Here is a 13,556-nt window from a genome sequence, read left to right on the forward strand (position 1 = left end):
TCCGTTGCCGGCGAAGACTTATTCTTGCCGGGCTTTCACGCAAAACAGCCGGAAAGCGCGAAGCAACGACAAGCGATCCCGCCCCGTAGCTCGCAACAGTTTTCAGATGATTTGAACGTTTCGAACCATCGCCCCGTGTACACCGACGTTGATTTGTAGCTCCTGGATCCAACGTCTTGCTTTGGCCGCTGCGTTTGCAGCGGCCTTTTTTATGGGCGGTGGTTTCTGCGGCACCAACCAACCCACACATAGTTAAAAACACGTCCTACAAGACACTTCCTATAACTGCATAAGAAATATCTTTTAATGCGCGGAAATTTCCTGTTTGCACATCCATTATCGTGAAACCCCTTTCAATTTTATACGTAACAGCTCACAACCGTCTCAGACCCGTCCCAAACATTCCTGACGTAGCATTATTCGGCAGCATCGATTAATAACGCACAAGGAAGATCAACCAATGCCAGAGAAACAAGGACCACCGTTATCCCTGCCGCCAACTAATATCCGAGGAGAAGATGGCACAGTTCATTTAGGAACAACTTATGTAGGAGCACAACCAAAACCAGGGAAAAATCCCCAAAGTGGTGGTTTTCGCATTCCACCAACACGAGCTGGAGGAATGGGCTCTGGCATTACAAACACAGAAGGACTAAGGCGCGAAACCGGGGACAAAATAAGAGCTACGGAACAGTCCGTCAAAGCCGCTTATGAGGCCAATTTCGGAAATTTATCCGCATCAACTGAAGCCGACCTTGCCAATGTTAGAGCACAATACCCGACAGCAACTTCCACAACTGCTCAGGCCTATCAGCACGAACTAAACGTCAGAAACGTATTAATACAACAAAAAAACGCTGAACGGCACACTCAAACAGTACTGGCTAATTATTTTTATGGGCACAGCCCTCTCAATACAAGCTTTTCTGATTATCTAGCCAGGGCTAAGACCCTGAATAAGGCTGTTATTCCCTATGGCCCCGATTACTCCAAATGGGTTGCATCCTATAAAGCTGCATACTCTGCAAAGCTGCTGACGGAGCAGATCCAGCTTTTAAACAATCAACACGGACAGGTACAGAACCTTCTTGCCACTGCACAAGCACAAGAACAAAGGGCCGCTGCTGAACAAGCACGATTGGAAGTGGAACGGGAAGCACAACGTGTTGCTGCTGAAGAGGCTCGCCTCGAAGCCGAGGCAGAGGTCCTACGACAAGCCGAGCAACTGCGCCTCGAAAACGAACGGCTAGCGGAGGAACAAGCGCTTAGTGAGGCAATCGAATCGTCGAATTCCGTTCGAGGCAATCACCCGTTTGCCATATCGGGCGCGGCAGCGGCAAGTGGCCCGATTTTCACTTTGGCAACGGGTCGCATCGCAACAAATGTGGCCACGACTCAGGCCATCAGGGCTTCCCTGCAAACCGGAGTAACCGCTGTGATGACCGCAGCGGCGACATCAGCGAGTGCGATACTTGTCGGATTCGCGGCACTGCTATTTCCCTCGCCATTAGGTGACGGCGAAAGCCGTCAATTGAATATCCCACTTCGGGATCTGGTACCCGACGATCTGCATACTTGGTCCCTCTCGCTCGAGGAATACGAGCCCAATAATCCCCATGCTTTGAGCGTCCCACTTTCGGATCTCACACTTGGTGAGTTCCATGATTTGCGTGCCATTGCTGAGGTCAATGGAGAAATCGAACTGCCAGTAGCCATCGGTTTCAAATCTGTTGGTACTACAACGGAGTTCTTCGTTGCTGCCACCAATGGTATTTCGGTGTCAGGCAAAGTCCCTGTTCGGCTTGCCACATACGATTCAAACCTCAACCTTTACACCGCTTACAACCCAGAAGCCCCGCCGATCGGCATGACCTGGACGCCGATAGTCAGGCCCACCAACGCGTCAACCTACTCGCCGGCAAGCGCGCCGAGTACTGCCGTGTATGACGGCACTACCCTAACAGCCCTTGAAGGGAGGATTGATTCATTCCCGGAGCTGGACCTTTATAGCTTTGGTGGCTTCATTACTGTTTTCCCGGCGGAATCGGGAATTCCTCCGACCTTCACGATGTTCCGGGATCGGCGGGGTGAGCCCGGTGCTGCCAGCGGGTATGGGGAGCCAATATCGGGCGTTTGGTTGGGGACGGCCTCGCAAGATGATGGTGCGGTGATTCCCAATCAAATTGCGGATAAACTCAGAGGACAAGACTTTCCGAATTTTAGAGCATTTAGAGAGGCTCTCTGGAAAGCAGTCGCTAGCGATCCCGAACTAGCAAAACAGTTTAGAGCTCACAACATAAAAGCAATGATGAACGGAAAGGCTCCATCTGCACGCGAGGACGACCACCTTGGAGACAAAATAAAATTTGAACTACATCATATAGAGCTAATATCCGAAGGTGGCGCAGTGTACGACATTGACAACATAAAAGTTGTCACACCAAAAAGACACTCTGAACTGCATAAAAAGGTAAAAACCAATGAGCCACATTAATTTTTCAGATTATACAGAAACCGAATTTCTCCAGTTCGTTACAAAAATCTGTGACGCCGATTTTCCGACTGAAAAGGAGCATACAGATGCGATACTTTTATTTAAGAAGGTAACGGAACACCCACAAGGATCTGATTTAATTTACTACGCAGACTCAGATGAAGAATCCACCCCCGAAGCTATTATTGAAAAAGTAAAAGCTTGGCGGTCAGCAAATGGAAAGAAAGGATTCAACACTGATATATAAAATTTGAAAGCAGGGGCAGGCACTCGCTTGCCCCTGTCTCTTTCTTAAACTCTACTTACAACAAGTGCTGCTGCAAAATTGAATGATACCCCTCCGCTTCTCTACACACCGGAAGCATGCGGGTAGAGCATAGGATGAGCGAGAATATCAAAAGCTTTTGAAGGAGATGTGACAATGAACACAATCGAACAAATTGTAAAAAACGAATCGCTAGACGACATAGTTACTATTTTTTCGCTTTTCAAAGCCACCCCACATTTAGAGATGATGATAGGGCAGTACAAACCGGAGTCTATTAGACACGGTGAGCTTCAGGAATCATATTCCCGACTATTCGAAAGTGGTGTACTCGCGAAAGGAGAAAATAGCCTCGCTGTTAAGGGTCCAAACTGGAAAGCACCTGAATTTTTCAAGGAAATAGATACGCCTGATACTCCTTGAAACCAATCAAGCCGCTGTACAGCGGCTTGGTCATTTTTCTCTTAAATCGAATACCGCTGCAAATTCCCCATCATCTCTTTCAACGCCTCAATATTGTCCTTCGGATGCGCCGCCCCTTCGAAATCGCAGATTTGCTGCCAATGCGCCGCGACATCTTCCGGGGAGAATCCGACTCGTGGATCAAACCCGGCGCCGAGGCTGCGTTCCCAGCGGACTTTGCCCATCCAGCCGCCACCGACTTCAAACAGGCCGGAGGTTTCCTGGCAGTTTTCGCTGGCCAGATACACCACCAACGGGCTGACGAGTTCCGGTTTGAGTTGTTCGAAGACTTGTGGCGGGATCAGGCCTTCGGTCATGCGGGTGCCGCCGGTGGGGGCGATGGCGTTGACCAGGATGTTGTTCTTGCGGCCTTCGATGGCCAGGGTGCGGGTCAGGCCGTAGAGGCCGAGCTTGGCCATGCCGTAGTTGGATTGGCCGAAGTTGCCGTAGATGCCTGAAGTGGATGCAGTGAAGATCACCCGGCCGTAGTTTTGCTCGCGCATGTGCGGCCACGCGGCGCGGGTGACTTTGTAGGCGCCTTCGACATGGACGCGGTAAACCAGGTCCCAGTCGGCGTCGTCCATTTTGTGGAAGGTTTTGTCACGCAGAATCCCGGCGTTGTTGACCACCACGTCGACCCGGCCGAAGGCATCGAGGGCGTGCTGGACCAGTTTGTCGCCGTCGGTCACTGAGTCGTGGTTGGCCTCGGCGGTGCCGCCGGCCTCACGGATTTCCGCCACCACGCGATCAGCCGCCGAGGCATTCGCGCCTTCGCCCTGGGCCGAGCCGCCGAGGTCGTTGACCAGCACTTTCGCGCCCTGTTTGGCGAACAGCAGTGCATGCGCCCGTCCCAGGCCACCACCTGCACCGGTGATGATCACGACTTTATCTTCGAAGCGCACAGATTCATTCATGTGGGGAAACTCCAGCAGGCCAGGGACATTACCTTGGAGTGTCAGGCACGGGGCTGCGGCTCACAATGAACACGGGGGAGGCTGAATGGTGTGCGATAAGGCTGGGGGATGATGAGCCCCAGCCTTCAGGAACAAGCGACTTTGAGCGGCGGCAACACCAACCGGTCGCGAAACGACAGGTAATGCTTGAGCACCTGGCACGGTGCTTCGATCTGGGGGTAGTGACCAATGTCGGTCAACAGTACGGTGTCCGCATCGGGTATCAACTCGCGGTAACGCGTGACCATGTGCTCGCCGGAAATCGGATCGACTGCGCCATCGATCACCCGCAGCGGCACGTCACCGCGCTGCATGGCACTGACCCAGCGATCGCGCTGCACACGTCGCTCAGGAATGTAGGTGATCAACTTGTGCATGATCCGTGGCCCGCGATTGCTTTCGACCAGGCTCCAGAAATCATCCATCTCGCTTTCGCTGGGACGGGTCTGGGGGCCGAAGATCTGGCGGAAGCTTTTTACCAGGCCATCGCGACTGAAAGCGCGACCAATCATCCAGCCCAAAGGGCTGAGCAACAGCTTCTGGATCATGACCGGACGGTGGGTTTCCGGAAACAAGCCGCCATTGAGGAACACACAACTGGCCAGAGTGATGCGCGCTTCGTAATGCCGGGCAAGCAGTTCCTGGGCCACGCTGTCGCCATAGTCATGGGCGAATACGTGCACGGGTTGCTCGACATGCAAATGGGCCAGCAACGCCTGTTGCAGGTCTGCCTGCTCCAGCAGGCTGTATTCGTGGTTCACCGGTTTGGCCGAGTCGCCGAAGCCCAGCATGTCGCAGGCAATCACGCGATAGCGCTGAGACAACGGTTGCCAGAGGTAATGCCAGTCCCAACTGGCAGTCGGGAAGCCGTGGATGAGCAACAGCGGCTCACCCTGCCCTGCCGTCCAGTAATGGATAGTCTGGCCATTGAACTCGAACGTCTGGCCGCGTTTGCGCCAGACACTCAAAGGGATCTCGGTGAGTGGCATCAGAGTTTATAACCCGGGTCTTGTTTATCGAGTTTGCGCAGCAGCGCCGGCCAGGCCAGCGCTCCGCCCATTCCTTGGGAGCTTTTGGTGACCCCGGCGATCATCGCCTTGGCACCGGCAAGAATCTGCGGTTCGATGGCGATCAACTCGGCACCACCGTTTTGCGCCATGACCTGAATGTCGCAGGCGCGTTGAAAGGTAAACATCATCAGGAACGTATCGGCGATGGTGCTGCCGCAAGTCAACAGACCGTGGTTGTGCAGCATCAGGAAATTGCTCTCGCCGAGGTCGGCTTGCAGACGCGCCTTCTCTTCGTGATTCAGCGCCACGCCTTCATAGGCGTGATACGCGAGGCTCGACAGGACAAACAGCGACTGCTGGCTGATGGGCAAAATCCCTTGCTTCTGCGCCGAGACCGCCACACCCGACGCCGTATGGGTGTGCAGCACGCAGACCACATCGTGGCGGACTTCGTGTACAGCACTGTGGATGGTGTACCCAGCCGGATTGATCTCGTAGGGACTGTCCATCAGCTTGTGACCGGCCTGATCGACCTTGACCAGGCTCGACGCGGTGATCTCGTGAAACATCAAGCCAAACGGGTTGATCAGGAAGTCTTCGGTGCCAGGCACTTTGGCGGAGATGTGGGTAAAAATCAGATCGTCCCAGCCGTGCTGGGCCACCAGGCGATAACAGGCAGCGAGGTCGACACGGGTCTGCCATTCCGCTGCGCTGACCAGGTCTTTGACACTCTGTGAGGATTGGACGGGGGCTACGCTCACGGCAAGGAACCTCGGTTTTTTATTATGGAGTGTTTCCAATGACTACCGAGTCTAGTCAGCGTCCGGGGTTCCCGTAGTTGCATTGGCAGCCAGCTTGATGGCCGAACGAGTCACTGCCTCAAAGAGTTTGCGTCCGTGTCAAAGTACCGCCGCCAGGGAAGCCGAGACGCGCCGTTCGGACCGCCTCGACAGAGCCGTGACAGGCGAGTGAATTCATCAATGAAGGCTGCCGGTCAACCGCGCAATGCGCTGATCAGTTCTGCCAGCCAGGGCTCGGCATCGGCTTCCGGGGTCACGCTTTCACTGGCGTCCAGACGCAGCATCGGCAGGACTTCCCGAACACCCAATTCACCGAACAACTCGCGCATCAACTCACCGCCGCCGCAAAAGGTATCGCCATAGCTCGCATCCCCCAGCCCGATGACCGCGCCCGGCAAACCACGCCATGCGGCTGGCAACTGGTCGCGAATCGAGAAATACAGCGGTTGAAGATTGTCCGGCAATTCGCCCATGCCTGTGGTCGACGTCACGGCCAGAAAAGCCTCCGGAGCGAAGGCCTGGATATCGGCAAGGCTTGCTCGCGGGTTGTACGAAGTTTCGAAACCGGCGGCGTTCAAAATGTTCGCGGCGTGACGGGCGACTTCTTCAGCCGTGCCGTAGACCGAGCCGGAAATGATGGCGACTTTCATCAATCTGATCCTGAAACTGAGTGAAAGACCGGGATATTAACAGCACGGAGTGCATCGTTCTTTTAGAATGCCGCAGACAAGCAACAAGGAAGGATTTCTTCGATGATCAACGCAAAGCTGCTGCAGCTGGCCATCAATGCCTCCAACGACGGCATCGTGATTGCCGAGAAGGAAGGCGAGCGCGACAAAATCGTGATTTACGTTAACCCCGCATTCGAACGCATCACCGGCTACACCAGCGAAGAAATCCTCTATCAGGATTGCCGTTTTCTTCAATCCGGAGACCGCGACCAACAGGCCCTCGCACTGATACGCGATGCGTTGAACAACGAAGGTTCTTGCCGGGAAATCATCAGGAACTACCGCAAGGACGGCACGCCCTTTTGGAACGAGCTGTCGATTTCCACGGTGAAAAATCCGAGTGACGGGCAGGTTTACTTCATCGGCGTGCAGAAAGACGTGACCGTGCAGGTCAAGGCGCAGTTGCGAATTGCACAGCTTGAAGCGCAATTGGCGAAGGTCCAGGCAGAGCTTGACGCGATCAAGGCGACGAACGGCGAAAACAAATCAGCGAATTAATTGTCATTAACTACAATCACCAATGACTTTGTAACTATATCTTTCGAGTCTGCTATGCAACGCGACGCGCTCCTGACCCAGGATGAGCTGGATTTTATCCAGACCATGCAACATAACCCGCAACTCAATGTGCGGGATGCGACGTCGAGTCTGCTCGTCAACGGTGGTTCGCAGATCCGTGACCTGCTCACGCGCCTGGCTGCAAATGAGCAAGTCACCATCCAGGCCAACTTCGAAAATCAGCAGATGACCTTCCCCCTTCATTTGGTGGAAGACGAATTTCACGCGATGCACCTGCGACTTGGCGTTCCCAGCATTTACGAGGACGGTCCTTCGATCCGTCCGTGGCGGCTGGTGCTCGACGAGCCGGTCGCGCTTGAAAATGCCAAGGGCCAGCCCGGCACAATGTGGGTGCATGAAGTATCGTTCAAGGGTGTACTGCTGGAAGTTCGCAACAAAACCAAGGCGCCGAAGCATTTCGCCCTGTGGTTCAGCCCGTCAGGCTATGAGCGAATCGCCTTGCGTGGCACGCTCGAGAAGGAAACCGAACACGGCTTTTATGCCTATCAGTTGAGCCAGGACGACAAGGATGAAACCGAGCGTCTACGCCAGTACATCCTGCAGCAGCACCGCCTGACCCACCCCTCCCTGCATCTCTGACGTTCAGGTATCCAGACTGCCGACCAGGAATTGATTCAGGCGCTGGCGCATCACCGTCCCCTCGTTACCCAGGCAACCAATCGACGATCCGGCCAGGCTTTCTTGCGCCAGATCCGACGCATCGCCCGCCAGCAGCACCGGACAATCCAGGCTCATCGCCAAGCGATTCAAACGCCGGGGCAACTCGGGGGTGGGCACATAGTTGGAGAACAGCACCAGTGCCTGCGGTTTGATTCGCTCGCACACCAGGGTCAATTCATCAAACGGTTGGCCAATGGTCAGCACACGCACTCCTGTTTGCCCGGAGCCGAGAAACAGCGCAGCAATCAGCAGTTCAAGCTCTCGGCATTGTCCCGCGAGGGCACTGACGATGACTCGCCTTGGCTGTTGATCGCGAATCAGCAGTAAACGCTGCAATACCCTCGAACGTAGAAAACTATCAAGGAAAAGCCACTCACTGGTCCGGCCGAAAGTGTCCTGGCGTTGCAGCAACTGTTTCCAGAGCGGGAGCAAGATGTCCTGAAACACGACCGGCTGCGAGTACGTGGAAAAAATCTGTCCGTAGATTTGATCCAGCCGCGTCTCGTCGAAAGTTACGACGGCGGCTTCGACCTGCTGCTGCCATTGCGCATAGTCGGCCTGTACAAGGTCATTGGGAATGAAGTGCGACAACGCCTGAAGCGGCGCAGCCTTGGCCAGTATCTTGCCGATTTTGCTGACCGCCACGCCACGTTCGATCCAGTCGAGAATGCTGCGGACGCGCTCAACGTCGGCGATCGAATACAGCCGATGCCCACTTTCGGTGCGCGTCGGCACGATCAACCCATAGCGACGCTCCCAGGCACGCAGGGTCACCGGGTTGACGCCGGTCAAACGCGAGACCTCACGAATGGGGAAAAGCTCATCCTGCTCAAGTGCGACGGATGGGTTGTCATCCGACGTGATGTCAGTGATTACGGGCATCTGGTTCAAACATCCTTGTATCGTTCGAGCCCCATTCTAACTCCCGCACCCAACAAAGATTCCATAAAAAATTCAATACCGCTTGCAGCAAAAAATGTCGCAGACGCTTCTGACAGAATCAGGAATAATCCTTGCTTGTCTCGAGACGCAGCCCATCACCCCGGCGCTGCGCCTGGCGAAACTCCTATCCGGAGCGTCGCAATCGCTATACGGAGATACAAAATGTCTACCTCCCCCGTCACACTGATGGTTGCGCGCCGCGTTGCCAATGGGCGTTATCAGGACCTCATCACCTGGCTGCACGAAGGCGAACAACTGGCCACCGACTTCCCCGGTTATCTCGGCTCCGGCGTGCTCGCTCCGCCACCTGAAGATGACGAATTCCAGATTATTTTCCGCTTCGCCGACGAACAGACCCTGCACGCCTGGGAACATTCGGTATCGCGCACCGCCTGGCTGGCACGTGGCAGCGACTTGTTCGCCCACCCGACAGAACACCGGGTCAGTGGCATCGAGGGCTGGTTCGGCGCCACAGGACAACGTCCGCCTCGCTGGAAACAGGCGGTGGCGATCTGGCTGGCGTTTTTTCCGGTGTCTCTTTTGTTCAACTTTGCCTTGGGGCCGCTGCTGAATGAAATGAGCCTGCTGCCTCGGGTCATTGTCAGCACCCTGTGCCTGACGCCGTTGATGGTTTATTTCTTTATTCCGCTGTCGACCCGACTGTTGGCCAACTGGCTCAACAGCACGCCGACGCGACGATTGTCCGCCGAGCCCTCCCCGCAAAACCGCTAAAGATCGCAGGCATCGCACGGCTCGTCACTGGTATAGTTTTGCTCTCACCGCGATGCGAGCCGTTCATGACCTCTTCCGCAGCCCCTATCCTCATTACCGGTGCCGGCCAGCGTGTCGGCCTGCATTGTGCGCAGCGATTGCTCGAAGACGGTCATCGGGTGATCTTCAGCTACCGCACTGAACGCCCCGGTGTGCAGATCCTGCGCGACCTGGGAGCGACGGCGGTGTTCGCGGACTTCGCCAGCGAGGCCGGAATCCTTGCCTTCATCAGCGAACTGAAAACCCATACCGACAGCCTGCGGGCAATTGTCCACAACGCCTCCGAATGGCTGGCCGAAACCCCGGACACCGACGCAGCCGCCTTCACCCGCATGTTCAGCGTGCACATGCTGGCGCCCTACCTGATCAACTTGCATTGCGCTGACTTGCTCGAGCGCTCGAGCCCCGCCGACATCGTGCACATCAGCGACGACGTGACGCGTAAGGGCAGCAGCAAGCACATCGGCTACTGTGCCAGCAAAGCCGGGCTCGAGAGCCTGAACCTGTCCTTCGCCGCAAAGTACGCGCCGCAGATCAAGGTCAACGCGATTGCCCCCGCCCTGCTACTGTTCAACCCTGACGACGACGCGACCTACCGCGCCAAGGCACTGGCCAAATCCGCGATGGGCATCGAACCCGGCAGCGAAGTGATCTACCAGAGCCTGCGATACTTGCTCGACAACCCTTATGTCACTGGCACGACCCTGACCGTCAATGGCGGAAGGCACATCAAATAAGTGTCCCGCGAGGATCTTCAATGACGTTATCCCTGCCTCAGAATTTTCGAGAGATCCTCATCGGCCTCGGTGAAAACCCCGACCGCGAAGGCTTGCGCGACACGCCGATGCGCGCGGCCAAAGCCATGCAGTACCTGTGTCATGGCTATGAACAGAGTGTCGAGCAAATCGTCAACGGCGCATTGTTTGCGTCCGACAACGATGAAATGGTGATCGTCGACAACATCGAGCTCTATTCACTGTGCGAACATCACATGTTGCCCTTCATCGGCAAGGCGCATGTGGCTTATATTCCAACGGGCAAAGTGCTGGGCCTGTCGAAGATTGCACGGCTGGTGGACATGTTCGCCCGTCGTCTGCAAATCCAGGAAAACCTCACCCGGCAAATTGCCGACGCCGTGCAAGCAGTGACCGGCGCGGCAGGCGTCGCGGTGGTCATTGAAGCCCGGCACATGTGCATGATGATGCGCGGCGTCGAGAAACAGAATTCGACCATGAACACCTCAGTGATGCTCGGCGCCTTTCGCGAGTCGAGCAACACCCGCCAGGAGTTCCTGCAATTGATTGGACGGAGCAAGTAGTAATGCCACAACTTCAACCAGGCATGGCACGCATCCGGGTCAAGGACCTGTGTTTGCGCACTTTCATCGGCATCAACGAAGATGAAATCCTCAACAAGCAGGATGTGTTGATCAACCTGACCATCCTCTATGCGGCCCAGGAAGCGGTGCGTGACAACGACATCGATCACGCGCTGAACTACCGCACCATCACCAAAGCGATCATCGCCCACGTGGAGGGCAATCGCTTTGCCCTGCTCGAACGCCTGACCCAGGAAATTCTTGATCTGGTCATGGCCAACGCATCAGTACTGTATGCCGAAGTGGAAGTCGACAAACCCCACGCGTTGCGATTCGCCGAGTCGGTGTCGATTACGCTTGCAGCGAGCCGCTAGCTACAAGGCACAAGCGTCAGGCTGTAAACTGGCAGCCACCGCAACCCAACTTGCAGCTTGAAGCTTGCCGCTTGAAGCTGTCTCGCAGAGACCGCCATGAACGATCAACAACGCCTCGAACTCGAAGCCGCGGCCTTTCGCCGGCTGGTGGCCCACCTGGACAGCCGCAAGGATGTGCAGAACATCGACCTGATGAACCTCTCGGGTTTCTGCCGCAACTGCCTGTCCAAGTGGTACAAGGCCGCGGCCGACGAACGCCAGATCGACGTCAGCCTCGATGACGCCCGTGAAGTGGTTTACGGCATGCCGTATGCCGAGTGGAAAGCCCAGTTTCAGCAAGAAGCCAGTGCCGAACAGCAAGCGGCGTTCGCCAAAGGAAAACCCAATGAGTAATTTGAACACCCTGCGCGCCAGCCTCAAGAGCGGTGAACACGCTTTCGCCGACACCCTGGCGTTTATCGCTGGCGGTTACGACTACCAGCCTCAGGCCTTCAACAATGGCGGCGTGGAAAATGCTGCCGGGCAGAACGAAGGTTCGTGCAAGACGTTGGGTCTGGCATTGCTGGAAGGCCTGAGCGATGAAGAAGCGCTGCTGGCATTCGGCGAGCATTACCGCTCGGTGGTGGCGACGCCGGAAGGCAGCGATCATGGCAACATCCGCGCGTTGATTGCCCATGGCCTGGCCGGCGTGAAATTCACCCAGCAGCCCCTGACGCGCCGCTAAGCATCAATGAACCTGTGTCGAGGGAGCTTGCTCCCTTGCCACCCTGTTTTCCGCCTTATGGAACATCCTGACTTTTAAGATTGATCCGGCCACTTTATTTCGTTTGCCCGGTACCGCTGCTCGCGGCTTAGATAAAAGAAGCCTCCCTTCTTCTGAGTCGGTCATCCATGCGCAGCGAATCCATTAGCCAGTCGATCAACATCGTCCACCCTGTCACCCTCAGCCACGGCAAAAACGCCGAGGTCTGGGACACCGACGGCAAACGCTACATCGACTTTGTCGGTGGCATCGGCGTGCTCAACCTCGGCCACTGCCATCCGCGCATCGTCGAAGCCATTCGCGAACAAGCTACCCGCCTGACCCACTACGCATTCAATGCCGCACCTCACGGGCCCTACATCGACTTGATGGAGCGCCTCAGCGCCTTTATCCCGGTCGATTATCCGGTCAGCGGCATGCTCACCAACAGTGGCGCCGAAGCCGCTGAGAACGCGCTGAAGATCGTCCGTGGCGCCACCGGCCGCAGCGCGGTGATTGCCTTTGACGGCGCCTTCCACGGTCGCACCCTGGCCACCCTCAATCTCAACGGCAAGGTCGCGCCCTACAAACAGAAAGTCGGCGTGCTGCCCGGGCCGGTGTATCACTTGCCCTTCCCCAGCCAGGACAACGGCGTCACCTGCGCCGAGGCCCTGAAAGCCATGGAGCGCCTGTTCAGTGTCGAAATCGACGTCGAGGACGTGGCTTGTTTCATCGTCGAGCCCGTGCAGGGTGAAGCCGGCTTCCTGGCCATGGACGTGGCGTTCGCCCAGGCGCTGCGCCGCTTCTGCGACGAGAAAGGGATTGTGCTGATCGCCGATGAAATCCAGTCCGGTTTCGGCCGTACCGGGCAGCGCTTTGCATTCTCGCGACTGGGCATCGAGCCGGACCTGATCCTGCTCGGCAAAAGCATCGCCGGCGGCGTGCCGTTGGGTGCGGTGGTCGGGCGCAAGGCGCTGCTCGACAACTTGCCCAAGGGCGGGCTCGGCGGTACCTATTCGGGTAACCCCATTGCCTGCGCCGCGGCATTGGCGACGCTGGATGAAATGACTGATGCCAACCTGCATGCCTGGGGCGCTCAGCAGGAAGAGGCCATTGTCAGTCGCTACCAAACGTGGCGCTCGAACAGTCTGTCGCCGTATCTTGGTCGCCTGACCGGTGTCGGCGCGATGCGCGGTATTGAGCTGGCAAATGCCGACGGCACGCCCGCCGCCGCACAGTTGACGCAATTGCTGGCCCTGGCACGGGATGCGGGCTTGCTGCTGATGCCTAGCGGCAAGTCGCGACACATCATTCGGCTGCTGGCGCCGCTGACCACCGAGGCTGTGGTGCTGGAAGAAGGCCTGGACATCCTTGAAGCGTGCCTGAAAAAATTGGCCTGAATGCAATTCCCACAAGGTTCACTGCAATATTCAGGAGCATAAAAAAACCGGCCGA

The 13,556-nt window shown here is 56.4% G+C and carries 17 protein-coding genes; 12 read left to right on the forward strand and 5 right to left on the reverse strand.

The genetic code is table 11. The features are described 5' to 3' along the window. Positions 1 to 460: 460 nt before the first annotated feature. The 3 genes from BVK86_RS17325 (at position 461) to BVK86_RS17335 (ending at position 3,182) form a co-directional block, all read left to right on the forward strand. A complete protein-coding gene (locus tag BVK86_RS17325; protein ID WP_075947579.1) occupies positions 461 to 2,494 on the forward strand; it encodes an S-type pyocin domain-containing protein in 2,034 nt (677 codons plus the stop codon). Further along, complete coding sequence (locus BVK86_RS17330; RefSeq protein WP_075947580.1) at positions 2,481 to 2,741, forward strand: bacteriocin immunity protein; 261 nt, start codon at positions 2,481 to 2,483, stop codon at positions 2,739 to 2,741. The genes BVK86_RS17325 and BVK86_RS17330 overlap by 14 nt, the downstream gene beginning before the upstream one ends. Before the next feature lie 174 nt (positions 2,742 to 2,915). Next, on the forward strand, positions 2,916 to 3,182 hold the full coding sequence (locus tag BVK86_RS17335) for a hypothetical protein (protein ID WP_075947581.1): 267 nt from the start codon (positions 2,916 to 2,918) through the stop codon (positions 3,180 to 3,182). A gap of 41 nt (positions 3,183 to 3,223) precedes the next feature. On the opposite strand, the gene BVK86_RS17340 is transcribed toward BVK86_RS17335, so the two are convergent. From BVK86_RS17340 to BVK86_RS17355, 4 genes are all read right to left on the reverse strand, one after another. Beyond that, positions 3,224 to 4,135, reverse strand: coding sequence for an SDR family oxidoreductase (locus BVK86_RS17340; protein WP_075947582.1), 912 nt, complete (start codon positions 4,133 to 4,135; stop codon positions 3,224 to 3,226). Positions 4,136 to 4,260: 125 nt separating this feature from the next. Beyond that, a complete protein-coding gene (locus tag BVK86_RS17345) occupies positions 4,261 to 5,163 on the reverse strand; it encodes an alpha/beta fold hydrolase (protein WP_075947583.1) in 903 nt (300 codons plus the stop codon). After that, positions 5,163 to 5,945 carry a class II aldolase/adducin family protein gene (locus BVK86_RS17350; RefSeq protein ID WP_075947584.1) on the reverse strand — a complete coding sequence of 261 codons (783 nt, stop codon included), beginning with the start codon at positions 5,943 to 5,945 and terminating at the stop codon, positions 5,163 to 5,165. The genes BVK86_RS17345 and BVK86_RS17350 overlap by 1 nt, the downstream gene beginning before the upstream one ends. A 233-nt stretch (positions 5,946 to 6,178) precedes the next feature. Further along, complete coding sequence (locus BVK86_RS17355; protein ID WP_075947585.1) at positions 6,179 to 6,634, reverse strand: flavodoxin; 456 nt, start codon at positions 6,632 to 6,634, stop codon at positions 6,179 to 6,181. A 102-nt stretch (positions 6,635 to 6,736) separates the two neighbouring features. On the opposite strand from BVK86_RS17355, the gene BVK86_RS17360 reads away from it, so the two are divergent. After that, a complete protein-coding gene (locus BVK86_RS17360; protein WP_075947586.1) occupies positions 6,737 to 7,213 on the forward strand; it encodes a PAS domain-containing protein in 477 nt (158 codons plus the stop codon). Between the two features lie 54 nt (positions 7,214 to 7,267). Beyond that, the gene (locus tag BVK86_RS17365) at positions 7,268 to 7,873 is read left to right on the forward strand and encodes a hypothetical protein (RefSeq protein ID WP_075947587.1); all 606 of its coding nucleotides are present in this window, start codon (positions 7,268 to 7,270) and stop codon (positions 7,871 to 7,873) included. 3 nt (positions 7,874 to 7,876) lie between these two features. On the opposite strand, the gene BVK86_RS17370 is transcribed toward BVK86_RS17365, so the two are convergent. Next, positions 7,877 to 8,836: a MerR family transcriptional regulator gene (locus tag BVK86_RS17370; RefSeq protein WP_075947588.1), complete on the reverse strand. Its 960-nt coding sequence runs from the start codon at positions 8,834 to 8,836 to the stop codon at positions 7,877 to 7,879. Positions 8,837 to 9,058: 222 nt separating this feature from the next. Between BVK86_RS17370 and BVK86_RS17375 the strand changes: the two genes are divergently transcribed. The 7 genes from BVK86_RS17375 to BVK86_RS17405 all read left to right on the forward strand — a co-directional run bounded on the left by BVK86_RS17375 (position 9,059) and on the right by BVK86_RS17405 (position 13,501). Then, the gene (locus BVK86_RS17375; protein WP_075947589.1) at positions 9,059 to 9,628 is read left to right on the forward strand and encodes a putative antibiotic biosynthesis monooxygenase; all 570 of its coding nucleotides are present in this window, start codon (positions 9,059 to 9,061) and stop codon (positions 9,626 to 9,628) included. 65 nt (positions 9,629 to 9,693) lie between these two features. Continuing rightward, positions 9,694 to 10,404 (forward strand): dihydromonapterin reductase, encoded by a 711-nt coding sequence (gene folM, locus BVK86_RS17380; RefSeq protein ID WP_075947590.1) that lies wholly within the window; start codon positions 9,694 to 9,696, stop codon positions 10,402 to 10,404. Between the two features lie 20 nt (positions 10,405 to 10,424). Next, positions 10,425 to 10,985 (forward strand): GTP cyclohydrolase I FolE, encoded by a 561-nt coding sequence (gene folE, locus BVK86_RS17385; protein ID WP_075947591.1) that lies wholly within the window; start codon positions 10,425 to 10,427, stop codon positions 10,983 to 10,985. Positions 10,986 to 10,987: 2 nt separating this feature from the next. Continuing rightward, positions 10,988 to 11,359, forward strand: a complete 372-nt coding sequence (gene folX, locus BVK86_RS17390; RefSeq protein WP_007970304.1) for a dihydroneopterin triphosphate 2'-epimerase — start codon at positions 10,988 to 10,990, stop codon at positions 11,357 to 11,359. A 96-nt stretch (positions 11,360 to 11,455) separates the two neighbouring features. After that, positions 11,456 to 11,752, forward strand: coding sequence for a DUF1244 domain-containing protein (locus tag BVK86_RS17395; RefSeq protein ID WP_075947592.1), 297 nt, complete (start codon positions 11,456 to 11,458; stop codon positions 11,750 to 11,752). Further along, entirely contained in the window at positions 11,745 to 12,083 is a 339-nt protein-coding gene (locus BVK86_RS17400; RefSeq protein ID WP_075947593.1) for a HopJ type III effector protein, read from the forward strand. The genes BVK86_RS17395 and BVK86_RS17400 overlap by 8 nt, the downstream gene beginning before the upstream one ends. Before the next feature lie 167 nt (positions 12,084 to 12,250). Then, entirely contained in the window at positions 12,251 to 13,501 is a 1,251-nt protein-coding gene (locus tag BVK86_RS17405) for a 2-aminoadipate transaminase (RefSeq protein ID WP_075947594.1), read from the forward strand. The last annotated feature ends 55 nt before the right edge of the window (positions 13,502 to 13,556 follow it).

The organism is Pseudomonas reinekei (genome assembly GCF_001945365.1).
Taxonomy (GTDB): Bacteria; Pseudomonadota; Gammaproteobacteria; order Pseudomonadales; family Pseudomonadaceae; genus Aquipseudomonas; species Aquipseudomonas reinekei.

Excerpts from the sequence above, each read along its gene's own strand:
- BVK86_RS17325 (WP_075947579.1), top strand. The coding sequence starts at position 461 with ATGCCAGAGAAACAAGGACCACCGTTATCCCTGCCGCCAACTAATATC.
- BVK86_RS17330 (WP_075947580.1), top strand. The coding sequence starts at position 2,481 with ATGAGCCACATTAATTTTTCAGATTATACAGAAACCGAATTTCTCCAG.
- BVK86_RS17335 (WP_075947581.1), top strand. The coding sequence starts at position 2,916 with ATGAACACAATCGAACAAATTGTAAAAAACGAATCGCTAGACGACATA.
- BVK86_RS17340 (WP_075947582.1), bottom strand. The coding sequence starts at position 4,135 with ATGAATGAATCTGTGCGCTTCGAAGATAAAGTCGTGATCATCACCGGT.
- BVK86_RS17345 (WP_075947583.1), bottom strand. The coding sequence starts at position 5,163 with ATGCCACTCACCGAGATCCCTTTGAGTGTCTGGCGCAAACGCGGCCAG.
- BVK86_RS17355 (WP_075947585.1), bottom strand. The coding sequence starts at position 6,634 with ATGAAAGTCGCCATCATTTCCGGCTCGGTCTACGGCACGGCTGAAGAA.
- BVK86_RS17360 (WP_075947586.1), top strand. The coding sequence starts at position 6,737 with ATGATCAACGCAAAGCTGCTGCAGCTGGCCATCAATGCCTCCAACGAC.
- BVK86_RS17365 (WP_075947587.1), top strand. The coding sequence starts at position 7,268 with ATGCAACGCGACGCGCTCCTGACCCAGGATGAGCTGGATTTTATCCAG.
- BVK86_RS17370 (WP_075947588.1), bottom strand. The coding sequence starts at position 8,836 with ATGCCCGTAATCACTGACATCACGTCGGATGACAACCCATCCGTCGCA.
- BVK86_RS17375 (WP_075947589.1), top strand. The coding sequence starts at position 9,059 with ATGTCTACCTCCCCCGTCACACTGATGGTTGCGCGCCGCGTTGCCAAT.
- folM (WP_075947590.1), top strand. The coding sequence starts at position 9,694 with ATGACCTCTTCCGCAGCCCCTATCCTCATTACCGGTGCCGGCCAGCGT.
- folE (WP_075947591.1), top strand. The coding sequence starts at position 10,425 with ATGACGTTATCCCTGCCTCAGAATTTTCGAGAGATCCTCATCGGCCTC.
- folX (WP_007970304.1), top strand. The coding sequence starts at position 10,988 with ATGCCACAACTTCAACCAGGCATGGCACGCATCCGGGTCAAGGACCTG.
- BVK86_RS17395 (WP_075947592.1), top strand. The coding sequence starts at position 11,456 with ATGAACGATCAACAACGCCTCGAACTCGAAGCCGCGGCCTTTCGCCGG.
- BVK86_RS17400 (WP_075947593.1), top strand. The coding sequence starts at position 11,745 with ATGAGTAATTTGAACACCCTGCGCGCCAGCCTCAAGAGCGGTGAACAC.
- BVK86_RS17405 (WP_075947594.1), top strand. The coding sequence starts at position 12,251 with ATGCGCAGCGAATCCATTAGCCAGTCGATCAACATCGTCCACCCTGTC.